This window comes from Actinophytocola glycyrrhizae, assembly GCF_042653545.1.
GTDB classification, from domain to species: domain Bacteria; phylum Actinomycetota; class Actinomycetes; order Mycobacteriales; family Pseudonocardiaceae; genus Actinophytocola; species Actinophytocola glycyrrhizae.
Genome location: NZ_JBHSIS010000006.1, coordinates 150,652 through 172,589 on the forward strand (window position 1 = coordinate 150,652; position 21,938 = coordinate 172,589).

The 21,938-nt window shown below is 66.5% G+C and carries 22 protein-coding genes and 1 tRNA gene; 8 read left to right on the forward strand and 15 right to left on the reverse strand.

Annotated features, from left to right (window positions below; translation table 11 throughout):
- Positions 1–5: 5 nt before the first annotated feature.
- From ACFPCV_RS11465 to ACFPCV_RS11475, 3 genes are read right to left on the reverse strand one after another with little or no spacing between them, the layout of a single operon-like run.
- Positions 6–1,190 (reverse strand): GNAT family N-acetyltransferase, encoded by a 1,185-nt coding sequence (locus ACFPCV_RS11465; protein WP_378056072.1) that lies wholly within the window; start codon positions 1,188–1,190, stop codon positions 6–8.
- Between the two features lie 12 nt (positions 1,191–1,202).
- Positions 1,203–2,027 (reverse strand): 3-hydroxyacyl-CoA dehydrogenase family protein, encoded by an 825-nt coding sequence (locus ACFPCV_RS11470; RefSeq protein ID WP_378056073.1) that lies wholly within the window; start codon positions 2,025–2,027, stop codon positions 1,203–1,205.
- Complete coding sequence (locus ACFPCV_RS11475) at positions 2,024–2,341, reverse strand: EthD family reductase (protein ID WP_378056074.1); 318 nt, start codon at positions 2,339–2,341, stop codon at positions 2,024–2,026. Before ACFPCV_RS11475 ends, ACFPCV_RS11470 begins: the two co-directional genes overlap by 4 nt.
- 64 nt (positions 2,342–2,405) lie before the next feature.
- On the opposite strand from ACFPCV_RS11475, the gene ACFPCV_RS11480 reads away from it, so the two are divergent.
- Positions 2,406–3,062 carry a histidine phosphatase family protein gene (locus tag ACFPCV_RS11480; protein WP_378056075.1) on the forward strand — a complete coding sequence of 219 codons (657 nt, stop codon included), beginning with the start codon at positions 2,406–2,408 and terminating at the stop codon, positions 3,060–3,062.
- A 38-nt stretch (positions 3,063–3,100) separates the two neighbouring features.
- Here ACFPCV_RS11480 and ACFPCV_RS11485 read toward each other — a convergent pair whose 3' ends face one another.
- The 7 genes from ACFPCV_RS11485 to ACFPCV_RS11515 all read right to left on the reverse strand — a co-directional run bounded on the left by ACFPCV_RS11485 (position 3,101) and on the right by ACFPCV_RS11515 (position 8,737).
- On the reverse strand, positions 3,101–4,060 hold the full coding sequence (locus ACFPCV_RS11485) for a zinc-binding dehydrogenase (protein WP_378056076.1): 960 nt from the start codon (positions 4,058–4,060) through the stop codon (positions 3,101–3,103).
- A 33-nt stretch (positions 4,061–4,093) separates the two neighbouring features.
- The gene (locus ACFPCV_RS11490; protein WP_378056077.1) at positions 4,094–4,741 is read right to left on the reverse strand and encodes a response regulator; all 648 of its coding nucleotides are present in this window, start codon (positions 4,739–4,741) and stop codon (positions 4,094–4,096) included.
- Between the two features lie 82 nt (positions 4,742–4,823).
- A complete protein-coding gene (locus ACFPCV_RS11495) occupies positions 4,824–6,026 on the reverse strand; it encodes an ABC transporter permease (protein ID WP_378056078.1) in 1,203 nt (400 codons plus the stop codon).
- Complete coding sequence (locus tag ACFPCV_RS11500) at positions 6,023–6,979, reverse strand: ABC transporter ATP-binding protein (RefSeq protein WP_378056079.1); 957 nt, start codon at positions 6,977–6,979, stop codon at positions 6,023–6,025. The genes ACFPCV_RS11495 and ACFPCV_RS11500 overlap by 4 nt, the downstream gene beginning before the upstream one ends.
- Positions 6,980–7,030: 51 nt before the next feature.
- Positions 7,031–7,678, reverse strand: a complete 648-nt coding sequence (locus tag ACFPCV_RS11505; protein ID WP_378056080.1) for a VOC family protein — start codon at positions 7,676–7,678, stop codon at positions 7,031–7,033.
- A gap of 10 nt (positions 7,679–7,688) precedes the next feature.
- Positions 7,689–8,408 carry a DUF4440 domain-containing protein gene (locus tag ACFPCV_RS11510; protein ID WP_378056081.1) on the reverse strand — a complete coding sequence of 240 codons (720 nt, stop codon included), beginning with the start codon at positions 8,406–8,408 and terminating at the stop codon, positions 7,689–7,691.
- Positions 8,405–8,737 (reverse strand): ArsR/SmtB family transcription factor, encoded by a 333-nt coding sequence (locus ACFPCV_RS11515; RefSeq protein ID WP_378056082.1) that lies wholly within the window; start codon positions 8,735–8,737, stop codon positions 8,405–8,407. Before ACFPCV_RS11515 ends, ACFPCV_RS11510 begins: the two co-directional genes overlap by 4 nt.
- 325 nt (positions 8,738–9,062) lie before the next feature.
- On the opposite strand from ACFPCV_RS11515, the gene ACFPCV_RS11520 reads away from it, so the two are divergent.
- The 4 genes from ACFPCV_RS11520 to ACFPCV_RS11535 all read left to right on the forward strand — a co-directional run bounded on the left by ACFPCV_RS11520 (position 9,063) and on the right by ACFPCV_RS11535 (position 16,373).
- Positions 9,063–9,138 (forward strand) — tRNA-Arg (locus ACFPCV_RS11520).
- Between the two features lie 787 nt (positions 9,139–9,925).
- Positions 9,926–11,932: a type I restriction-modification system subunit M gene (locus tag ACFPCV_RS11525; RefSeq protein ID WP_378056083.1), complete on the forward strand. Its 2,007-nt coding sequence runs from the start codon at positions 9,926–9,928 to the stop codon at positions 11,930–11,932.
- Entirely contained in the window at positions 11,929–13,134 is a 1,206-nt protein-coding gene (locus ACFPCV_RS11530; protein WP_378056084.1) for a restriction endonuclease subunit S, read from the forward strand. The genes ACFPCV_RS11525 and ACFPCV_RS11530 overlap by 4 nt, the downstream gene beginning before the upstream one ends.
- A gap of 5 nt (positions 13,135–13,139) precedes the next feature.
- Positions 13,140–16,373, forward strand: coding sequence for a type I restriction endonuclease subunit R (locus tag ACFPCV_RS11535; RefSeq protein ID WP_378056085.1), 3,234 nt, complete (start codon positions 13,140–13,142; stop codon positions 16,371–16,373).
- Between the two features lie 591 nt (positions 16,374–16,964).
- Here ACFPCV_RS11535 and ACFPCV_RS11540 read toward each other — a convergent pair.
- Entirely contained in the window at positions 16,965–17,273 is a 309-nt protein-coding gene (locus ACFPCV_RS11540) for a hypothetical protein (RefSeq protein ID WP_378056086.1), read from the reverse strand.
- Between the two features lie 152 nt (positions 17,274–17,425).
- Between ACFPCV_RS11540 and ACFPCV_RS11545 the strand changes: the two genes are divergently transcribed.
- Positions 17,426–17,716 carry a WhiB family transcriptional regulator gene (locus ACFPCV_RS11545; RefSeq protein WP_378056087.1) on the forward strand — a complete coding sequence of 97 codons (291 nt, stop codon included), beginning with the start codon at positions 17,426–17,428 and terminating at the stop codon, positions 17,714–17,716.
- Positions 17,717–17,910: 194 nt separating this feature from the next.
- Here ACFPCV_RS11545 and ACFPCV_RS11550 read toward each other — a convergent pair whose 3' ends face one another.
- The 4 genes from ACFPCV_RS11550 to ACFPCV_RS11565 form a co-directional block, all read right to left on the reverse strand.
- The gene (locus ACFPCV_RS11550) at positions 17,911–18,684 is read right to left on the reverse strand and encodes a hypothetical protein (RefSeq protein ID WP_378056088.1); all 774 of its coding nucleotides are present in this window, start codon (positions 18,682–18,684) and stop codon (positions 17,911–17,913) included.
- A gap of 58 nt (positions 18,685–18,742) precedes the next feature.
- On the reverse strand, positions 18,743–19,489 hold the full coding sequence (locus tag ACFPCV_RS11555) for a nuclease-related domain-containing protein (protein WP_378056089.1): 747 nt from the start codon (positions 19,487–19,489) through the stop codon (positions 18,743–18,745).
- Positions 19,490–19,551: 62 nt separating this feature from the next.
- Positions 19,552–19,752 (reverse strand): DUF397 domain-containing protein, encoded by a 201-nt coding sequence (locus tag ACFPCV_RS11560; RefSeq protein ID WP_378056090.1) that lies wholly within the window; start codon positions 19,750–19,752, stop codon positions 19,552–19,554.
- An 18-nt stretch (positions 19,753–19,770) separates the two neighbouring features.
- On the reverse strand, positions 19,771–20,649 hold the full coding sequence (locus tag ACFPCV_RS11565; RefSeq protein WP_378056091.1) for a helix-turn-helix domain-containing protein: 879 nt from the start codon (positions 20,647–20,649) through the stop codon (positions 19,771–19,773).
- A 225-nt stretch (positions 20,650–20,874) separates the two neighbouring features.
- On the opposite strand from ACFPCV_RS11565, the gene ACFPCV_RS11570 reads away from it, so the two are divergent.
- Positions 20,875–21,234, forward strand: a complete 360-nt coding sequence (locus ACFPCV_RS11570; protein WP_378056092.1) for a hypothetical protein — start codon at positions 20,875–20,877, stop codon at positions 21,232–21,234.
- A gap of 108 nt (positions 21,235–21,342) precedes the next feature.
- Positions 21,343–21,921 (forward strand): Uma2 family endonuclease, encoded by a 579-nt coding sequence (locus ACFPCV_RS11575; RefSeq protein WP_378056093.1) that lies wholly within the window; start codon positions 21,343–21,345, stop codon positions 21,919–21,921.
- Positions 21,922–21,938 lie beyond the last annotated feature (17 nt).

Below are 21,938 nucleotides of genomic sequence, written 5' to 3' on the forward strand. Positions count from 1 at the left end.
GAAGGTCAGAACGAATCGGCCATTCGGGGCAGCCGGGGCGCACCCGTCAGGACATCCAGGACACGTGCCGCGGTCGGGTCACCCTCCAGGAGGCCCGTGCGGCGCAGCATCGCCGTGTCGGCCGAGCCCGCGAACCACGGGCCGAGCGCGCGGGCGTGCAGCCGCACCGTGCCGGTGCCGTTGCCGCCGCCACCCGGCTCACACCGCACCTTGCCGCCCTCGACGACGAGCCGGTGGCTGCCCGACTGCCACGGCGCGTGCTCGTCGGCGACCTCGATGTCCACGGCCGTGTCCGCGAGGTGCGTGGCGACCGGCCAGCCACGGGCGCCGACCGCGGCGGGCAGGTCGACGACCCGCAGCATCCACGGGTGGTTGCGCACGTCGTGCAGCACCGGCTGCGGCGCGATCAGCTGCCACCACGCCGGGTCGTCGATCCGCAGCGAGATGTCCGTGATGATCCCCGCCCAGCGCGCGAGGTTGGCGAACAGGCTGAGCACGGTCTCACGGTCGGCCGCGACGAGGTCGTGGACGATCAGCTGATCGCCGTCGGGCCGCTCGCCGGTGAGGAAGCCGAGGACCGTGCCGTCGCGCCCCGGCACGACGTCCACGATGTCCAGGTCGAGGACCTTCTCCGGCCGGAACGCGTCGGTGGCCCGGTCGAGCATGCCGTCGACGGTCCTGGCGAAACGCCGGTAGCAGTCGTGCAGCGCGGGCAGGTCGTCGTCGGTGGCACGGCGCATGGGCAGCCGTTGCGACGGCCTGGGCAGCATCGTGAAGTACTCCGGGCGCAGCGTGACGCGCTCGTAGTTGCCGGTCTGCTCCCAGCCGCGGCCGCGGTAGAGCGGCGGCACCGACGGGTACAGCGCCGACACGCACTGCCCCCGGTCGCGCATCTCCGGGAGGATCGCGTCGATCAGCGCGTTCGCGACCCCGTGCCCGCGCGCGGCCGGCAGGACGGCCACGTTCGCGACACCGCCCATCGGCACCGCGACACCACCGAAGTACTGGCGGTAGTCGCGGACCTTCAGGGTGCCGGCGACCCGGCCGTCCAGCTCGGCGACCAGCCCGTGCCAGCCCTGCTGGTCGGACCACAGCTCCCCGGGCGCGGGTTCCCGCGAACCGCCGAACGCCAGCCGGGAAACCTCGTAGATCTGCTGGTCATCCTCTTTCCGGGGCGGCCGGACGATCACGTGTTCTCTCCCTCAGGTCCACTCGAAGAATCCCCGCCCAGTCTTGCGACCCAGTTCGCCGCGCGCCACCTTGTTTCGCAGCAGCTCCGGCGGCGTGAACCGCGGGCCCAGTTCCCTGGTCAGGTGCTCGGCGATGGAGAGGCGCACGTCGAGGCCCACGAGGTCGGTGAGCCGCAACGGTCCCATGGGCCAGCCGTAGCCCAGCCGCATGCCGGTGTCGATGTCCTCCGCCGACGCGACGCCCTCCTCGAGCATGCGGATCGCCTCGAGCCCGACGACCACCCCCAGCCGCGAGGTGGCGAACCCGGGCGAGTCCCGGACCTCGATGACGGTCTTGCCGAGCGACTCGCCCCACTCGCGGGCGGTGCGGACCTGGTCGGCGCCGAGCCCGTCGTGCACGACCAGCTCCAGCAGGGCCTGCACGGGCACGGGGTTGAAGAAGTGCATGCCGATCACGTCGTCGCCGAGCTGCCGCACCGACAGCGACGACGTGTTGGAGGCGAGCAACGCGTCCGGGCAGGCCGCGCGCACGTCGGCGAGCACCCGCTGCTTGAGCGGCACGTCCTCGGGCACGGCCTCGATCACCAGCGCGACGTCGTCCGGCAGGTTCCTGACGTCCCCCACGACAGCCAGCCTGCCGAGCAGTTCGGCCGCGGTCCCGTCGAGCTTCCCGCGCTCCTGCGCCTTGCGCAGCGACCGCGCCACGGCTTCCTTCGCCGCGGCCGCCCGCTCGTCCCCGGCCTCGACGACGGTGACCCGGTCCCCGGCGGCGAGCAGCACGTGCGCGATGCCCGCGCCCATGGTCCCGCCACCGACGACCGCGGCGGAGCGAGTCACTCGACCACCTCGGCGGAGAACATCGCGACCAGCTCCATCCCCCCGATCTCGGTGAGGTTCGCGCCGGACACCTGCCACTCGGGCGAGGCGAAAGCGGCCTTCATGGCGTCCTTGGACTCGAAGTACAGCTCGGCGATCAGGTAGGGCTCGCTGCCCTCGAGGAACCCGGGCACGAACGTGCGCGTGACCTTGCCGATCTCCTGGCGGACCAGTCCTGGCACCTTGTCGATCAGCGGTTTGTGCGACTCGAAGTAGGCCTTCTCGAACGCCTCAGGATCGGCGGGCTGCTTGTACAACGCGACGTACTTGATCATGTGACACTCCTCCCGGTGGTCGGCGGTCGAACTGTAATAGCTACGGACGAGGCACGATAGCGCCGTGCGGATCATCCTGCTGCGGCACGCGGAAAGCCTCGGGAACGTCGACGAGCTCGCCTACACGAGAACCCCGGACCACGCCCTGCCACTGACCGCCCGCGGCGAAGCCCAGGCAAGGGCAGCGGGCCCCGCGGTCAGGGCCCTGCTGACCGGCCCGGCAGCCGCGTATGTGAGCCCGTACGTTCGCACGCAACGCACTTTCGCGTTCCTGGACGTCCCCGCCGAACGGGTGGTCCCGGAACCCCGCCTGCGCGAACAGGACTGGGGCAACCTGCAGGACCCGGTCGATCAGGAACTGCAGAAGCGCCGCCGCAACGAGTTCGGCCACTTCTTCTACCGCCTGCCCCACGGCGAGTCCGGCGCCGACGTCGACGACCGCGTCGCGTCGTTCCTCGCCGAACTGGAGTCGCGGATCGCGAAGGACCCCACCCACCCGGACACCGTCGTGGTCGTCTCGCACGGCCTCACCATGCGCCTGCTGTGCCGCCGCGTGTTCTCGTGGAGCATCGACCTGTTCGAGTCCCTGTCCAACCCCGAACACTGCGCGATCCACGTCCTCGACCACGACGGCACCCGCTGGCACCTGAACGACCCCTTCACCCAGTGGCGAGACTCCCCGGACGGCACAAAACAACTGGCCGACACCGGCCCAGGCTGACGTGTCCTTCCAGGACGGTCTCACTCGGCAGGGCCCCCTCACGGCAGCAGCAGCGTCTTCCCCACCGTCTGCCGCGCCTCGATCGCCTCATGCGCGGCCACCGCCTTGTCGAGCGGGAACGTCTGCCCCACCAGCGGCGTGATCGTCCCCGCGACCGCCTTCTCGAGCATCTCCGCGACGCCCCCCAACCGGTCGACGTCCTTGCCGATGTCGAGGATCGACACCACCGTCACACCCTCCCGCGCGGGCTCCGTCGTCGCGAAATCACCCGCCGACGAGCCGTACGCGAGGAACCGGCCACCCGGGCGCACCAGCTGGTAGGCCGCCGTGCCGATCTCGCCACCCGTCCCGTCGAGAACCACGTCCACCGGACCGACCCGCTCGGTCCACCCCGGGACGGCGTAGTCGACCGCCTCGTCCGCACCCCACTCGCGGATGAAGTCGAGCTTGCGCGCGCCCTTGGCCGCCCCGACGACCACCGCACCCGCCGCCTTCAGCATCGGCACCAGCAGCGTGCCAAGGCTGCCGCCCGCACCGGTGATCAGCACCCGCTCACCCGGCCGCACGGCCGCGGTCCGCAACGTGCCCATCGCCATCGGGCCGTCGTGCAGCAGCGTGAGCGCCTCCGGCAGACCCAACCGGTCCGGTACCGGCACGAGCGCGGACACGTGCACCACGGCGCGCTCCGCGTATCCACCGGTCGGCGTCATGCCGTTGTTCTCACCGGTGTACGCGAGCACGCGGCGGCCGGTCCACGACTCGTCCACGCCCGCGCCGACCTCGCGCACGACACCGGCGACCCCGTTGCCCGGCACGTACGGCGCCTCGACGCGGAACCACTCCTTGCCCCAGCCGGCACGGATCCGCGTGTCGACGAACAACACGTCGACCGCCGCGACGCCGACCACGACCTGGTCCGCGCCCGCCACCGGGTCGGGCACCGCGCGCACGGCCAGCACCTCAGGTCCGCCGTGCTCTGTCACCTCTACGATTCGCATGCGACCAGTCTCGAACCTCAAGCATGGTCGAGGTCAAGCGATGAGGCCGCCCCGGTAGGCCACGAGCGCCGCCTGCACCCGGTTGACCGCGCCGATCTTGCCGAGCACCGCGGACACGTAACCCTTGACCGTCGCCTCCGACAGGTGCAACGCGCTGCCGATCTCCGCGTTGGACAGCCCCTGCCCGATGAGCGCGACGACCTCTCGCTCCCGGTCCGACAACGACGCCAGCAGGCGACGCGCGGGCTCGGCCGCGCGCTCACCGTCCGCGACCGCGGACAGCACGCGTGCCGCCACCTTCGGGTCGAGCACAGCGCCGCCGCGGGCGAGATCACGCACGGCTTTGATCAGGACGGCGGGCTCGGTGTCCTTCAACAGGAAGCCGCTCGCGCCGATGCGCAACGCCTCCTGGACGTACTCGTCGACATCGAACGTGGTCAGCATCGACACCACCGGCGGCTCCGGCAGAGCCCGGAGCTTACGCAGCGCGACGATGCCGTCGGCCGAACGCATCCGGATGTCGAGCAGCACGACGTGTGGCCGATGCTGCCGCGCGAGATCGGCGACGTGGACGCCGTCGTCACACTCGGCGACCACCTCGATGTCGCCGGCGCTGGTCAGTATTGTGCGGAGTCCTGAGCGGACGAGATCTTCGTCATCCGCGAGCAGCACCTTGATCACGAACGCCTCCCCGACAGTGGGCGGTCATGGCGGGTCTACTTAACGGTAATGATCGTACCCCGTTGCCGTGAGTGACCAGCGGTTATGCGGTTCGCAGCGCGTCACGCAGCTTGACCTTGGCCCCGCTGCGCATCACCGCGTTCGCGTAGATCCGCCCCGCCAGCCACACCAGCAGCGGGATCAACGCCACGACGAGTCCTACCGAGACGATCGCCTCCCACGCTGGAACACCACCCATCGCGAGCCGCATCGGCATCAACGTCGGTGCGAACACCGGGATCATCGACAGCACCCCGGCCAGCGTGTTGTCCGGCTCCGAGGGCAGCACCGAGATCCCGATGACGTAGCCGACGATGACGAACATCAACGCGGGCGTGATCACGCCACCGACGTCCTCCTGGCGGGACACCAGAGCCCCGAGCGCGGCGAACACCAGCGAGTACATGACGAACCCGAGCACGTACCAGACGATCAGCCACACCACGGTGCCGATGGCCGCCGACACCGGTATCGACAGGACGTCGAGCGCCAGCGCCGCGATGAGACCACCACCGCCGATCACGACCATCTGGACGAACCCGACGAACCCGATGCCCAGCACCTTGCCCGCCATCAGCTGCCAGGGCCGGATGGTCGACAGCAGCAGTTCGACCACGCGGCTGGACTTCTCCTCGACCACGCCCTGCGCCACCATCTGGCCGTTGAGCAGCAGCGACATGTAGATCAGGATGCCCGCGATGATGCCGAGGACGAGCTGATCCGGCTGGTACGGGTAGGGCTCCTCCAGCGGTTCGACGTCCACCACCGCGTTCGCGACCGACGTCTGCACCTGCGCCGGGTCACCGCCGAGGTCGGCGATCTCCCGGTTGAGCGCGAGCTGCCCGGCGAGCACGTTGAGGGCGTTCTTGAGATCGCCGTCGAGGTCCTTCTCGACCACGACCCGCAGTGCCCCGTCGGCGCCGCCGACGATCAGGGCGTCGAGCGTCCCGTCGGCGACCTGCCCTCGGCCCTCCTCCTCGGTGACCACCGTGGTGCCGATGCTCTGCCCGATCTGCTCCCCGGTCGCCTTCAGCGGCTCGGCGAGCGCCTGCGTCTCCTGTGTGACACCGACCGTCTCGTCCGACCCGTCGGACAGCTTCATCACCAGCGCGAACCCGATGAGCAGCACGAGCGTCGCGACGGTCGTGATGATGAACGCCTTCGACCGCATCTTCGTGGTGACCTCGCGGCCCGCGACGAGCCGCACCGCCTCCCACGACCCCAGCCGGACATCCGGAGTGCTCATGCCGTGACACCTGCCTCGCTGCGCTGGGCGCCCGGCGCAGCGTCCTCGTCGGTCTCCTGCGTCACCACTTCGCGGTACAGCTCGGTGAGCGATGGCCGCCGCCTGCTGAACTCGGTCACCGGCCCGGTCGCCAGCGCCGCGTGCAGCACGGCCTGGTCGTCGGCCCCGTCCTGGAGCTCCAGCACGGTGCGAGCGCCGTCCTGCTCGCGCACCGCCACCCCGGCGAGGCCGGCGGCCCAGCCCGAGGTGGCGTTCGGCGCGACGACCACGAGTTCGGCCGCCCCACCCGAGCGCAGCTCGTCGACCTCGCCGATCGCGACCATCTGTCCACTTCGGATGATCCCGACGCGGTGGCAGAGCCGTTCCACGAGTTCCAGCTGGTGGCTGGAGAACACCACGGGGATGCCTTCGGCCGCCTTGTCCAGCAGCACCTTGCTCATCACGTCGACGGCGATGGGGTCGAGCCCGGAGAACGGCTCGTCCAGCACGAGGATGCTCGGGTTGTGCACCAGCGCGGCCGCGAGCTGCACGCGCTGCTGGTTGCCCAGGCTCAGGTTCTGGACGTCGTCGCCCTGCCGGTGCGCCACACCGAGCCGCTCGGTCCATTCCTCCATCGAACGCCGGGCGTCGGTGGCGGAGAGGCCGTGCATCCGCGCGAGGTACACGAGCTGCTCCCCGACCTTCATCTTCGGGTAGAGCCCGCGCTCCTCGGGCATGTACCCGATGTGCCGCCGGGTCTCGAGCGTGATCCGGCTGCCGTCCCAGCGCACCTCACCGGAGTCCGCGGCGAGCACACCGAGCGTGATGCGCATCGTCGTGGTCTTGCCCGCACCGTTGCTGCCGACGAAACCGAACAGCTCTCCGGCCCGGACGTCGAACGTCGTGTCCCGCAGAGCGATCACGTCGCCGTACCGCTTGGAGACACGGTCGATCTCCAACCGTCCGTCACCCACCTGGACCCCTCCCCACGCGCACTGCCGTCGGGGGCACCCTAGTACGCGACGTCAGCTCTGACGCAGTGAGCCGATGCTGAAGGCCACCCCCTGATCGTCGCGGCACGCGGCATGCCGGCCCGCCGAGTTCGGTTGTGTGTCCCCCGCCGTTCCACCGGCGGCACGGACGCGTTGCGCGGCCTCGTCGACATCGGCCACGCGGAAGTACAGGTCCGGCCGTCCGGCGTGGTCCACGAACAGACCACCCGGCGGCTGGGAGTTCTCGATGTTCCACCCGCCCGGGTGCGAACCGGTCGACAACTCCCAGCCGAGCGCCGCCTGGTAACGCTCCTTCACCGCGTCGTCCGCGACCGGGACGACGAAGTAGAAGAGGTCGCCTTCCGCGCACTTGGGGTTGTCCTGCGCATATCCCTCGGCGGGCTGCCACAGCGCGAGCAGACCACCTTCGGCCTGGCCGCTCCATCCCGACTCCGACAGCACCGGATCGGGTGCCTCGCCACCGAGCGCACGCAGCCGCGCCGCGGCCGCCGCCGCGTCCGGCACCTCGAAGTACAGGTCGGTGCCCGGTTCGCCCTCGGCCAGCCCGCCGGCAGGCGAACTGCCCTGGATGTGGTTGTCCTCGGCGTAGGCCCAGCCGAACACAGCCGTGTAGAAGTCCTTGGCGCGCGCGAGTTCCGGCGCGCGAATCACGTAGTACATCGTCCTCCCATCACTGGGTCCACTGGTGGAGCGCCATGCGCCACTCGCCGTCCCGGTGCACGAGCACGGTCGACACCGAGACCGACATCGGCCGTTCGTGCTGCTCGTGCATGACCGTGGCGCGATGCGTGAGCACCGCCGTCGACTCTCCTATGTGGACAATATGCGGATCGGTCAGTTCATACTTGTGGTAGACGGGGTGGTCGACCATCGAGGCGACGCACTGGGCCTTCGTGTACGTGTTGCCCTCACCCGGAAAGATCAGCATCGCCTCGTCGGTCAGGTTCCGTTCGAAGAACTCGACGTTCCCCTCCGCTATCGCGTCGAGGAAGTCCCCCAGCCGGGCGAGCAGCATCCGTTCCAGTGAGTGCCGGGCGAACCCGGCTAAAAGCCCAGCCCAGTTCGCTTTCTCCCAGCCGCCGTGCCGCACGACGACCCGGGTGCCGCCCCGGACCGCTTCGAAACGGACCTCGACGTCGGTCCGCTCCGCGGGATCGACACCGGGCGGGCCGTAGCTGAAAGCCAGCCGCGGTCCAGGCTCCCAGGCCGAGACCCGGCCGATCTCGGCGTCGCCCTGCATCAGCGCGCCGTTCTCGAAGCGCAACTCGTCCGCTGTCTCGCCCCACAGTGAGCGGTCCGCCCGCCACCATGCGGCGATGTCCCTGGTGAACAGGTCGAACGCGGTGGCCGGGTCGACCTCCACCTCGACCGCCACGCCTGCCTCGGTCATTCCTCTTTCCTCTTCTTCGCGTAGTCGGAGAATGCGCCGAGCTGTTCGGTCCAGAACGCCTCGACCTGGTCGAGCCAGGCACGCAGCGCGACGAACGGCTCCGCCCGCAGGTGGTAAACGCGCACCCGCGCGTCCTCGTCGAGCGCGCGGACCTCCACCAGCCGGGAGGCACGCAACACCCGCAGATGGCGGCTGATCGCCGGGAAGCTCATCCCCGCCGAGTCGGCCAGTTCCCCAGCCCGCCGGGGACCCCGCCGCAGCTCGTCGACCACCTGCCGCCGGACAGGGTCGGCGAGGGCGATGAGCACCTCGTCCACTTCAGTACGCACAACGACAACTATTAACGCGAGCGTTAAGTATGTCAAGCGGTCCGGACGAAGTTGCGGGCAACCGCCTCTGTCAGCCGCAGCGCCGGGCGCCCCCATGAGGTGGCGGAACCGGCAGCCACGGACATGCCGACCAGGGCAACAGCCCAGGTCACGACAAGTACTACCGAGCCGCGACGACGGCGCGAAGTACGGAACCGAGCACGTCAGCCGCCTCCTCAACCGCCCAGGAGGCACGTTCGAACAGCGGTCGAGAAACCCCTCGAGCGATGTTCGACGCAATCCGGTGACACCCCGCCCCCGGCTGCCGCTAGGCTGTCGGGGCAACGCCCTCGTAGCTCAGGGGATAGAGCACCGCTCTCCTAAAGCGGGTGTCGTAGGTTCGAATCCTACCGGGGGCACCAACATGATCAAACGTTTCCGCAGTTCAGCCCTGTTCCCTCACACAGACGGCCTAAAGATCCAAACGTCCATCCCCAGGTCAGCCCCGTTCCCGTTGGTCTCCTATGGGGGTGAAGACGCTCTGGCCGCCCATGCGGCCAGCTCTCACTACACGAGCACCCGAGGGGTTCAAACGCTCGCTCTGCGACTGCCTAGAGAATTGGCGCAGGGTCAGTGGTGTGGCCATACTCCGGTCCAGGCGCCCGGCACTGCGCCTGCCCGCCGTTCTGATCGGTGTGGCTCTCTCATTGCATGCGGAGGGGCAGTCACACCGACCTGTTCAGGCGACGCCAACGCTTCGACACTCCGCGAGGTATCACCGCGCACACTCGATCGAATGAACTGAGCGCTGACTGCGTGTCGCTTCCAGTTCAGCCGCATTGCACCTCCATTCGGCGAATCCGACATACCTCCGGTGGCGGCGCCACATCGGCCCGTACCGGCGGATCACTACGGTCTTCACGTGCCTGTCAAGATCGGCCGGAGCGACTTCCGCCTACGACAACTTCGCTTCGGCGCTCCGCGCAGGTCACATTTTTGGAGTAGCCGAGGACGCGGCCTTGGAGGCTATGGGCCCCCGGGTGAAAGCCCTGGCCTTCGGCCAAGGTGGGTGACTAGCAGAGGCTGAGAGAGGGCGGTCGATGCCCTCCGTACCATGTCCGGGCCGTGCTCTCTGGTAGGTCGGACGCCGCCGATAGGATGGACCAAGTCTTCTCACCCTACTTCCCCCGACCAGGAGAACTATCCGTCGTGTCAGTCCTGTCCAGCTTCGTATGGAGCGTCGCCGACACTCTGCGAGGCCCCTACGCCGAGGCCGAGTACGGCTCGGTCATCCTCCCGTTCACGGTGCTGCGTCGCCTCGAGTGCGTCATGGCCCCGCACCGCGACGTGATGGCCGAGATCGTGGCGCAGTACCCGGGAGAGCAGCAGCGGCGCACGCACTTGAAGCTCAAGACCCGTACCGCGGACAGCGCAGGACTGTCGTTCTGGACGACGAGCGACTACACGCTGAAGAAGGCGCTGCAGGACCCGAACAATCTGTCCGAGAACCTCATCGACTACGTCGGTGGGTTCTCGGCGAACCTTGACGTGTTTAAGTCCTTCGACTTCGAGAACGTGATCCGCACGCTCGACGCTCGTGAACGCCTCGCCCAGGTCACCCGTCACTTCGAGAAGCTCGATCTGTCGCCGGACACGGTGTCCAACGCCGACATGGGCGACCTGTTCGAGAACCTCATCTACCGGTTCGCGGAGTCCGCTAACGACGGTGCCGGCCAGTTCTACACGCCACGCGACGTCGTCCGGCTCCTCGTCGACCTGGTCTATGCGGAGGACACCGAAGCCCTGCGCGGCCGCGGCACGGTGCGGTCGATCTACGACCCCACCGTTGGCACCGGCGGCATGCTCACGGTCGCCGATGAGCACCTGCGCGGGCTCAACCCCGATGCCTCCACTGCCTTGTTCGGCCAGGAGATCAACCCACGCACATACGCCATCTGCAAAGCGGACCTCCTCATCACCGGGCAAGACGCGTCAAACGTCCGCCAGGGAGACACGCTCGTCGTCGATCGCTTCGAAGACCGTCGCTTCGACTACGTCCTTTCCAACCCGCCATTCGGGACCGACTGGAAAGCCGTCGAGGCCGAGGTAAAGAACGAGCATGCCCGTGGTGGCCAGGGGCGGTTCGCGCCAGGGCTTCCTGCGGTCGGTGACGCAGCGATGCTGTTCCTGCTGCATGTGGCATCAAAGATGCGGGATGTCGACGAGTCTGGCCGGGGCGGCAAGGCTGGCATCGTCCTGAACGGTTCGCCGCTCTTCAACGGCGGTGCGGGCTCTGGCCCCTCGGGCATTCGCGGCCACATGCTGGAGAACGATCTGGTCGAGGCCATCGTTGCTCTGCCCAATGACATGTTCTACAACACCGGCATCGCCACCTACTTGTGGGTCCTGTCGAATGCCAAGCCGGCCGAGCGCAAGGGCCGTGTGCAGCTGATCGACGCGACGGGGCTGGGCTCGAAGCTACGCAAGTCGATCGGTTCCAAGCGTGTCGAGGTCGCCGACAAGGACCGTGAGGCGATCGTGCGCGCCTTCGCTGGGGCACAGAACGATGGCGACGACGTTACGGTGCTGGCCAAGATTTTCGAGAACCGGGACTTCGCGTACTGGACCGTCACGGTCGAACGCCCGCTTCAGCTCCGCTTCGAGTGCACACCACAGACCATCGTGGCGGTTGCTGAGCACAAGACGCTCGGCCAGATCGCTGGCCTGACCGAGGCTTTGGAGTCGTTCGGGGACGAGCCGTACCTGAACCGGGAGAAGTTCAACCGCGAACTCGGGAAGCATCTTGGTGATCACGGCGTGCAGCTGACTACGGCGCAGCGCAAGACGCTGTGGCAGACCATCGGAGTCCACGACGAGACAGCCGACATCTGCCTGTACACCTCGGGTGTACGCAAGGGCGAGCCGGAACCCGACCCCGCGCTGCGAGACACCGAGAACGTCCCGTTCGGCTGGGGCGAACACCCCAAAACTCACGAGGCGCTCGAAGAGACGGTGCAGGCCTACTTCGATGCCGAGGTGAAGCCACACGTCGACAATGCCTGGATCGACTGGGACAAGACCAAGACCGGCTACGAGATCCCCTTCACCCGGCACTTCTACACTTACGAGCCTCCCCGACCGCTCGAGGAGATCGACGCCGACCTTGAACGTGTCGTTGGCGAGATCATGGAGCTGCTTCGCGAGGTGGAGGGATGACAGCGCAGCTTGCCGTCCGCGTTCCTCGTGCGACTCAGAAGGTCACGCAGCGCTGGCTCACAGAAGTTCCCGCTGATTGGTCCGTCACCAGGCTCCGGTTCATCTGTGACATCGCAACCGGGTCAGGCGACACTCAAGACTCCGTGCCTGACGGTGAGTACGACTTCTACGTCAGATCGCCGATCGCCCTTCGAAGTACAGGTTTCTCGTTCGATACTGAAGCGGTACTGACGGCAGGTGACGGCGCGGTGGGCGAGGTATTCCATCACGTCAACGGAAAGTTTCACGCCCATCAGCGTGTTTACGTTCTATCGAACTTCCGCGACGTATTCCCGCGGTACTTCTACTACTACTTCTCATCCTTCTTCCGGCTCATGGCTCAAGATGGTTCCGCGCGAACGACAGTGGATTCGGTGCGCCGGTGGATGCTGACGGATATGCCGTTCGTGCTCCCTCCGCTCGACGAGCAGCGCGCCATCGCTGACTACCTGGACCATGAGACGGTCCAGATCGACGCACTTGTAGCGAAGCAGGAAGAGTTCATTGGGCTGCTGCGGGAACGGCGGGGAGCCTTCGCTGACGCTGAGTTCCAACAGCGCGACGGCAAACGTAGCGCCACCGTTCGCCAGGCTTTAGTCCGTCTCGAACGGTCACCGCTATCCGGATCGGGCGTAGTGACTGCCTATCGCGATGGCGTGGTGACCCTTAGGGCCAACCGTCGCGCGGACGGATACACGATGTCGGCAGCTGAGGCGGGTTATCAAGGTGTTCTTCCCGGGGATATCGTGTTCCATGCCCTTGACGGATTCGCCGGCGCTGTTGGCATCTCGGACAGCGCGGGGCAATGTTCGCCCGTCTACCACGTATGTCGGCCAAGGTATGCGGACGACGCTGAGTACATTTCGCTTTTGATCCGGTATTTGGGGACGTCTGGCTTCCTCAGCACTCAGGCACCCAGCACCCGTCAACGCAGTGTCGACTTCAGAAACTGGGGCACGTTCGCGCGCGTCCCGCTCGTGCTTCCGTCGATTGATCATCAAAAGGCGTTTATTGCTGAGTATCGCGAGCAAACAGCCCAGATCGGCGCTCTGATCGCTAAGGCCGAGGAACACATTGCCCTCGCCAAGGAGCGTCGATCGGCGCTCATCACGGCGGCGGTGACGGGACAGTTCGACGTACGCACTGCACGGAAGGCGGGCTGAGCGCAATGTTGGCACCTGACGGTACCCGTGAGGAGGCGTTCGAGACCGAGATCGCCGAGTACCTTGCCGCGCACGGTTGGGAGTACAGCGAGAGCGACGCGGGCTATGACGTCGGGCGGGCGATCTGGCCTGAGGACGTGCACTGGTGGCTGTCCGAGACACAGCCGGAGGAGTACGCCAAGGTAGTCCGCGTCGGAACGGGTGCTGAAGCTGCGGACCGTGAGGCGTTGCTGGCCTCTCTCGTATCTCGCCTGGACACGCCGATAAGCTCGGGCGGAGGCACGCTGAATGTGCTGCGCAGGAAGTTCTCCCACACCAGGGGCGCGACTGCGCACCTGCGGATGTGCCAGTTCAAGCCAGCCACGACGCTGAACCGGGAGGTCACCGAGCAGTACCGGAAGGTGCGGCTGCGGGTGGTCCGGCAGGTGCATTTCTCTCCGAAGCGCGGGGACTCACGGTCGATCGACTTGGTGTTCTTCGTCAATGGCCTGCCGGTGGCCACCTGCGAGCTGAAGTCGTTCTTCAAACAGAAGTGGCACACCGCAATCAGCCAGTACCGCAACGACCGGAACCCGGCAGGGCAGCCTCTGCTCGGCTTCGGCACTCGTGCTCTGGTCCACTTCGCCGTTGACGACGACCAGGTCCACATGACCACCAAGCTGGCCGGCGAGAAGACCTATTTCCTGCCCTTCAACCGCGGCCACGAAGACACCGGCGCGGCCGGGAATCCGCCGAACCCGGATGGTGCTGCGACCTCGTACCTGTGGGAGCAGGTCCTGCAGCGCGATAACTGGCTGGCCATCCTCGGGTCGCAGATGTTCCTCAAGACCGAGGCCGACGAAGATCCCGCCACCGGCAAGATCAAGCGGTCGACGATGCTGATGTTCCCGCGCTACCACCAGTGGCGCGCGGTGACGAAGCTCATGGACTCGATCACCGAGGAGGGCACCGGTCACCGGTACTTGATCGAGCACTCGGCAGGATCGGGCAAGACGAACACGATCGCCTGGACGGCGCACCGTCTTGCTCGGCTCCATGATCAGGCGAACGAGAAGGTATTCGACAAGGTCTTGATCGTCTCTGACCGCAGGGTCCTCGATGCTCAGTTGCAGCAGGCGGTCGAGCAGGTCGATGACACAGTCGGCACCGTTGCGGTCATCGACTCCGCCGCCGTGCGCCGCTCTGGTGGTTCGAAGTCTCGTGCGCTGCTGGACGCGCTGACCGGCTCGGCTCTGATCGTGGTCGTCACTATCCAGACGTTCCCCTATGTTAAGGGTCTCTTGGAGACGACGCTGGGTGATCGGAACTTCGCGGTACTCGTCGACGAAGCGCATACGTCCCAGTCGGGTAAGACTGCTGCCGATCTGAAGAAGGTGCTCACCGAGGGCGGCCAGGTCACCGACGAGGACGAGGTCGACAGTCAGGACGTCGTCAACCAGGTCGTGGAGGCCGATGCTGCTCGCGAACGGAAGATCGCTGCCGAGACCGCGGCGCGCGCCGGGGCACAGAACGTGTCCTTGTTGGCGTTCACTGCCACGCCCAAGGCGAAGACGAAGACGCTGTTCGGGCGGGAAAACGATGAGGGAAAGCCGGTCTCGTTCGACGTCTATCCGATGCGGCAGGCGATCGAGGAGGGATTCATCCTCGATGTGCTGCGCGGCTACCAGACGTACAAGACGGCGTTCGAGATCGAACAGCGCGGCGAGAATGGCGTCGTCACCGGCATCACCGAGCGAGACGGACCCGACGATGATGCGGACCGTCTCGTCGATCCGAAAATCGCCTCGCGCAAGATCATGCGGTTCGCGAACCTGCACCCGGCGAATGTGGGGCAGAAGGTCGCGATCATCGTCGAGCACTTCCGCGCCAACGTCGCCCAACTCCTCGACGGGCATGCCAAGGCCATGGTTGTGACCAACTCGCGGCAGGCCGCTGTCCGATACAAGATCGAGACGGACAAGTACCTTGCCCAGAAGCGGTACGGGTACCAGTCCATCGTGGCGTTCAGCGATAAGATCAGCGACGACGAGTACGGGCTCACCGATGTCACCGAGGCCTCGATGAACCCGGGCCTCGGCTCGGATCTGGCCAGGGAGTTCCGTCGGCCGGAGTACCGGCTCATGCTGGTCGCCGACAAGTTCCAGACCGGCTTCGATCAGCCGCTGTTGTGCGCCATGTACGTGGACAAGCGGTTGCCCGACGTGCACGCGGTGCAGACGCTGTCCCGGCTCAACCGGACCTATCGAGCGCCTTCGGGTGAGATGAAAGGCCGCACGTTCGTGCTCGACTTCGTCAACGACCCAGAAGAAATCCGCGAGGCGTTCCTGACCTACTACCTCGAGGCGCACGTCGAGACGGCGACGGACCCGAACCTCGTTCACCGGCTCGCGACCAAGCTGGCCCAGGCGAGGATCTACACCCCGGCGGACGTCGAACGCTACGCCGAGGCGTGGTGGACTCCCACCCAGTCTCATGCCGCTCTCGCAGCGGCCGTCACTCCGGCGCGTGATGAGTTCGTGAACCGATGGACGGACGCGAATTCGCAGCAGGACAGCCAGGCGCTCGACGAGCTGCGCACCTTTCGGAAGGACTGTGGCTCCTACGTGCGCCTGTACGACTTCATGTCCCAGGTCGTTGACTACGGCACCAGCGATCTGGAGAAGCTCTCGGAGTTCCTGCGCCAGCTGACGCGTCTGCTTCCCTCAGAGGAGGCAGGGGGCGACGTCGACGTGTCTGGGCTCGAGCTGCGACGGGTTCGTCAGATCGATCAAGGGAAGGCCGACATCGCCCTGTCCGGTGATCAGGACACGCCGAGCCTGACCAGCATCACCGGAGTCGGGTCCAGACTCTCGCGCCAGGACCCTCAGCAGGAGCTGCTCTCGGAGGTGGTCGCCCGGATCAACGCCTTGTTCGGTGCCGAGTTCGCCGACCCACAGATCGAGGGGTTCGTCATAGCCGCCGCTGGCCTTGCCGAAGAGGATCCCCGCATCGCCGAACAGATCGACCACAACGCTGTCGACCAGTTCCTGGCGTCTCCCGATCTGCGAGAAACGCTCACCGACGCAGCAGTCCTGAACGAGGGAGCCTTCGGCAAGCTCACGGGAGCGCTCACCGGGGAGAATGAGCGCGCCGACGAGTTCATCCGCCTCATCGGCGCGTATCTGTACCAGTCGCGCAGACTGCGCACGATCGACGACACGGAGCCCGAGGCCGCCGACTCATCACCTGAGCTGCCATAAGTGAGTCTCACCCTCCTAAAGGTTGTCCCGCAACGCTGTCTCGGACAGATCGATGATCATTGGTGTGGAACAGGTGATTATAGTGCGACCGGCCGGACTGGGTGCCGGTGTTCACCGGCTTGTCGGTGCATGTGTTCGCACGCTCGTCCGGATCGTGGCTCGTCGGGGCGGTGAGCAGACCGGTACCGGTCGGCGGTGGGGGTTGTCGCTGGCGGATCGGGTGTCGCTGGTGGCGGTCTACTACCGTCGCGTATCAGGCGGTCCGCTCCGTTGCCTCGTTGACACTTCTTCACCCCACCAGGTGGATTGTGGAACGCGAAGGCAGCGCCGCTCGGGCGGCTATCCTGGCCCGTCGGGCGGTACTCTTGCTGGTCGAGTCGTCGGGATCTTGGTCCGCTTGTCAACCGCAGCGCGAGCATCTTGTTCGCTCCCTGTTGAGGGGTCCGGCACCATTGCGATATCATTTGCGGCTCCCTCGGTGTTGCCGACCGACGACCAAGGGCCGTGTAGCCGGCCGTTCCGAGGGTGAGCTGGCCCCGGTCACGTCGGCGCAGTAGGTCCGCTGCCAGCGGTCGGCTTCCTGCCAACGGGTCAGAACCCGCCACTGCGCCAATCGCTCCAGCCGTGCGTCAAGGTGCAGGACCGTGGGAGCGAGCAGACGGTCGACCATGTCCGCTGGCACCTGCCCGGCGAGGCGAGCACGATCCCGGCGGCGACCTCGTCGTGGGACAACCCGGTCAGGCTTATGTCCTGCTCGGCCAGCAGGACGTCGACGATCACCCGGTACTGCCCCGCGAACCGCGAGATCGGGTAGGCCGGGACGAGTTCCTGTCGCGGAAGGAGCGCTGACCACGGATCAGCGGGTGCCTCCGTCTCCGATATCTCGTCGTGGTCGATCACGCGCCCAGAGTACGAACGTGAGATGCCGAGCCGAGGACAACAGCGACACATCACCCGTTGTGGTGAATCGTCTGAGTTCCGGGTCCTGCTCCCGGCTGATCAGGGCAACCGAGCCCGATCAAGTTCCTGACGCAGGGCCCACTTCGTGCGGTGTGTGTCGCGCACGGCGGTCATGTGAGCGCGGAAGTCGTCGTCACGGTCGCAGCGGGCGAATAACTTGCACGCAGCATGCCGAAACGCAGACCGAGAAGACAAAGTGGACCGACGCCGAGCCAGGAAGCAAGGCAGCGGCGGACTGCAAAGAGACCTGTTCCCTGTGCCCGGTCCGCCTCACCTGCGCCATCACGGCACTCATCACTGACGAGAGCTACGGCGTGTGGGGCGGTATGGACCGAGTCGACCGCGAAGCACTGAAACACTCTGATGCCCAGATCGCGGCATGAACTCGACAGCCACTCCCGGCAGCGGACCCGCCGCCAGCAGCAAGGTGAAGCCCCGGACGTTGTCTTCGAGATCACTCTCGTCGACGGCGCCGAAGCTGAGCGCCTTGGTCTACAGCAGGCGGCGGTCATCCGCGACGTAGTGCAGTGGTACCGACGAAACGGCACCAGCGCGTCACCGGACACGAGCGTCACTACTACATGACGAAACTGGCCTGCACCACCAAGCATCCGCTCCGAAACCGCTGGTCAGCCCTGTTCCCATCCTTTGGTGCTCCCACCGGGGGCACAACCTGCATCCACACAAGCCGCGCCTGCCGTATGAGCAGGCGTTCTTGTGCGGTGTCCATGGTGTTGATGATCCTTTCTGCCCCATCGGTGATGGTGGGGAGCCCCTCTGCTGGGAGCCTGATACTGATCGTGACGTCGTCGCTGTCCGGGTGAAGCGCACGGTCAGGGTGGGTGGTCTCGAACAACTCGCGATGGAGCCGGACGGGTGCCTCGGTGAGGTTGAGCGTCAGGTACGGCAGCGTGTCCAGCAGGTCGACGTCCTCGGCAGTGGGCCGGGGCGGACGGCTTGCTCGGCGGCGTCCAGTTCGGCGACGGCGGCGAGGGTGGTCCGGCGTTCGGTTTCCAGCGGTTTCCAGGTCGTTGTAGGTCTGCCGCAGCCCTTGGTCGAACGGGTCGTCGGGTGCGCAGTCCTGGGCCTGGCGCATGACGTTGTCCTGCCGACGGGCGAGGTCGGCGAGAGTGCGCTGGAGCCGCCCTCGTTCTGCCTCTCGCTGTCTCGTCTCGCGGTCATCGGTACTGGCAAGATCCGCCGCGAGCAGCTCTCGCCGGTGCGGGCCGAACACTCGGTCGGTGTCGTGCTTCGAGACGGCGTCGAGAATGGAGTCCTCTCGGATGTAGGCGGCCTTCTCGTGCCCGGCGTACTTGTCCGGCGTCCCCGGTTGTTGGAGGCGGGGCGGCACAGGTAGAACTCACTGCCGTGGCGGTGGCTGCCGTACATCCGCCGCCCACACCCGTGGATCACCATGCCGCGCAGCACATAGGTCCGCTTCGTCTTGGGGTGGGTGTTGGGTTCGTTGCCGTCGCGGGAGCCGCGTTCGGCTTGGCGGCGGGCAGTGAGTTCGTCGTACATCCATTTGGGATCAACGGCTTGTGCACCGGTTCGGCCGACCACAACCAGAACGCCGGGTCGTTGACCTTGCCCCGCTTCGACCGGGTGGCGCGCACCTCGTCCAGTTCGGCCACCAGGCCGGAGTCGGACAGGAACACTGCCGGTTCGACCCGCGGGATCCGCTCGTTGATGCCGAGTTGCCTGGCCGCCCACTCCAAACGGCCTTTCAGTTCCTTGCTCTTCTGGTCGATCGGGTGCAGCGGGTTGCGCAGGGTGCGTACCCCCGGTGTGCTGTCCTGCCGGAAGATCCACGTGTCGTTGGTGTTGACCACCCGGCCCGGGTGGCCCTTCAACTCGACCAGGAACAGGCCGGCCGGGACGGCGATGAAGAGGTCACACTCGTTGATCCTCATCGGCCCGGTGAACGAGAAGGTGGCCACGCCCGGTACGGCTCCGCGTTGGGCATCAGCTTCCGGACGTGATCCAGTCCGTCCTGCTCCCACGGGTAGGGCGACGGTCGTTCCTGGAACCAACGTTGCCGCTGCGGCGGGCGAGGCTTGAGCGCTCCCCCAGGTGGCAAGACCATCTACTCCATGCAACTCGCTGACGAGACCTCCCAGCCTCGGGATGTTACTCAGCGCGACCCAGCCGACCATCTCGACGCACCTCACCAGGGCATCGTCGGTGATCGTCGGGTGTTACAGGAGCCGACGAGATGTCAGGCCCGCAGAACCGACAGGAACTCAGCCCATGCCGTGGCCGGGAGTTCGACCAGTCCGGCGGCATGAACCTTGGAGTCACGTACAGCAACCACCCCAGGCTGGGTGCCTACCTCGACGCAATCGCCGCCGTTCGTGCTGCTGAAGCTCGACTTGCGGAACGGGACCGTGGCCCAGTCGCCAACCCTGGGTGCGGTCATGGCGTCAACTCCTCGCAGTCACCCCGCGGCGTACTCGTCCGCCACGGCCTGCACCAAGTGTCTCGACTCCACCGGCCCGAGTGCCACCCCCTGGAGTCGTCCGAACAGCTCGGCGTACCTGCGGACCGTCTCCGGCGGCTTGTCCAGGTAGGCAGCATCGGAGTACATCTCCAGGTAGACGATGTCGTTGGCCATCTCATGGCCGAACCGGAACAGCGTGAAGTTCGTGCTCAGGTGTTCGTAGGACCGGCTGTCGAACGGGATGACCTGGAAGGTGACGTTGGGCAACATGGCCACCTCAGCCAGGTGGCGCATCTGCTCAGCCATCACCTCCGCACCACCGATCCGGCGACGTAGCGCGGACTCGCTCAGCACGAACGCGAACCGGGCCGCGTTCTCCTTCGTCAACAGTTGGCGACGTTCGGCGCGGATGCGCAGCGTGTCGTCAATGATCTTGTCGATCGGGTCGGCGCCCTGCGCGTCGAACATGGCGCGGATGTAGTCGTCGGTCTGCAGAATGCCGGTGACGATCTCCGAGTCGACCTTCATGATCTCGTTGGCGTCGGTCTCCAGGTCGCGGAATGCGCGGAACCAGCGCGGTCCGAGGTAGAGCGTGGTCTCACCGCTCGGCCTGCCGCGCTTCGGTTTGGCCAGACGGGCCAGCTCCCGGCACCACAGCTGGTCCTTCTCCGACGCCTTGTACAGGTCCAGCAAGGCGTCCAGGTCGGTCTTGTCGACGCCGATCTTGCCCGACTCGACGCGGCTGATCTTGTTGCCCGCCTTGCCGATGCGCTCGGCCGCCTCGTCCTGCGTCAGGCCGGTGGCCTCGCGCAGCCGCAGCAGCTCGGCGCCGAGCAACCTCCGCTGCATGCTGATCGACCTCGATGGGCTCGTCATGCCGCGCATCCTCCCACAGTTCGTCACGTTGTGTAACTCGCGAGCCGTTCACCCATATTGACGACTATACAAAGTGTAGTTCCGGAATATTCTGATACCGCAGGTGAGACGACTTGGGTGCCGGAGTAAGCAGGTGCATATCGTAACAACTATCCGAAGCCTGATTACTCAGTGCTACACAAAGAGCATAAAAGTGAAGGATGCGTGACAGATGGAGGCGACCCGATGACGACAGCTCTCCCCTACGAGGGGCGACACGCACTGCACGCGTTCGAGCCCGGCGAGATGGCACCCGTATGCGACGAACACGAGTTCGCCGCGATCATGGAAACCCTGGTCGCCGACGAGGCACCCCGCCTGTTCGCCGTGGTCCAGGAGTACGGCGAACGCGTCGACGCGGTGATCGCCGCATGGGGCATGGCCTTCCCCGACCACGCCGAACTCGTGTCGCACCAACTGCGGATGAGCGTCCGAGAGCCGGAGAGCGCGCTGCGCATGTTCACCGTCGGACGCCACATCCGGGCCCGGCTGGTGTGGTTCAACCCGGACGCCGCCACTCCGACCGGGTACGACTTCGAGACATGAATGCCGATGTCACGCTGCCTCACGCGTCTTGACAGCCGTTTCGTCCACATCGATGACGACTGGGGCATACTGAGTGTCACTACGGACAACGACCGGACAGAGGATGTCATGACCGCGGAACCGATGCCCAGCTGGCTTCGTCCGCCATCGGGCGGCTTCACCGCCGATGACCTCGACCGGCTGCCGGATCTGCCGCCACACACCGAACTGATCGACGGGAGCCTCGTCTTCGTGAGCCCGCAGACCGCGTTCCACGCGCTCACGGTGGACCTTCTGAAGACCGGTTTGAGTCGTTGCGCTCCGGATACCATGCGGGTACGCCGGCAGATGACCGTAACTCTCGACAACCGGCAGCGTCCCGAGCCGGATGTCCTCGTCATCGACGCCGCGGCGGCCGGCGATCTGGACCAAACGACCTACCAGGCCAGCGACGTCGTGCTGGCCGTCGAGGTGGTGTCCCCGGATTCCGAGCGCCGCGACCGCGAACGCAAGCCCCAGCTCTACGCACAGGCCGGAATCCGACACTTCTGGCGGGTCGAGAACGTCACCGGACGCCCTGCCGTGTACGTCTACGAACTCGACCCGGCCACCCGCGCCTACGCGCTGACCGGCATCCACCACGACCGGCTCGCGCTCACCGTGCCGTTCGACATCGACATCGACCTGACCGGGCTTGACAAGCTCTGACTCTGCCGAGCGGCTCC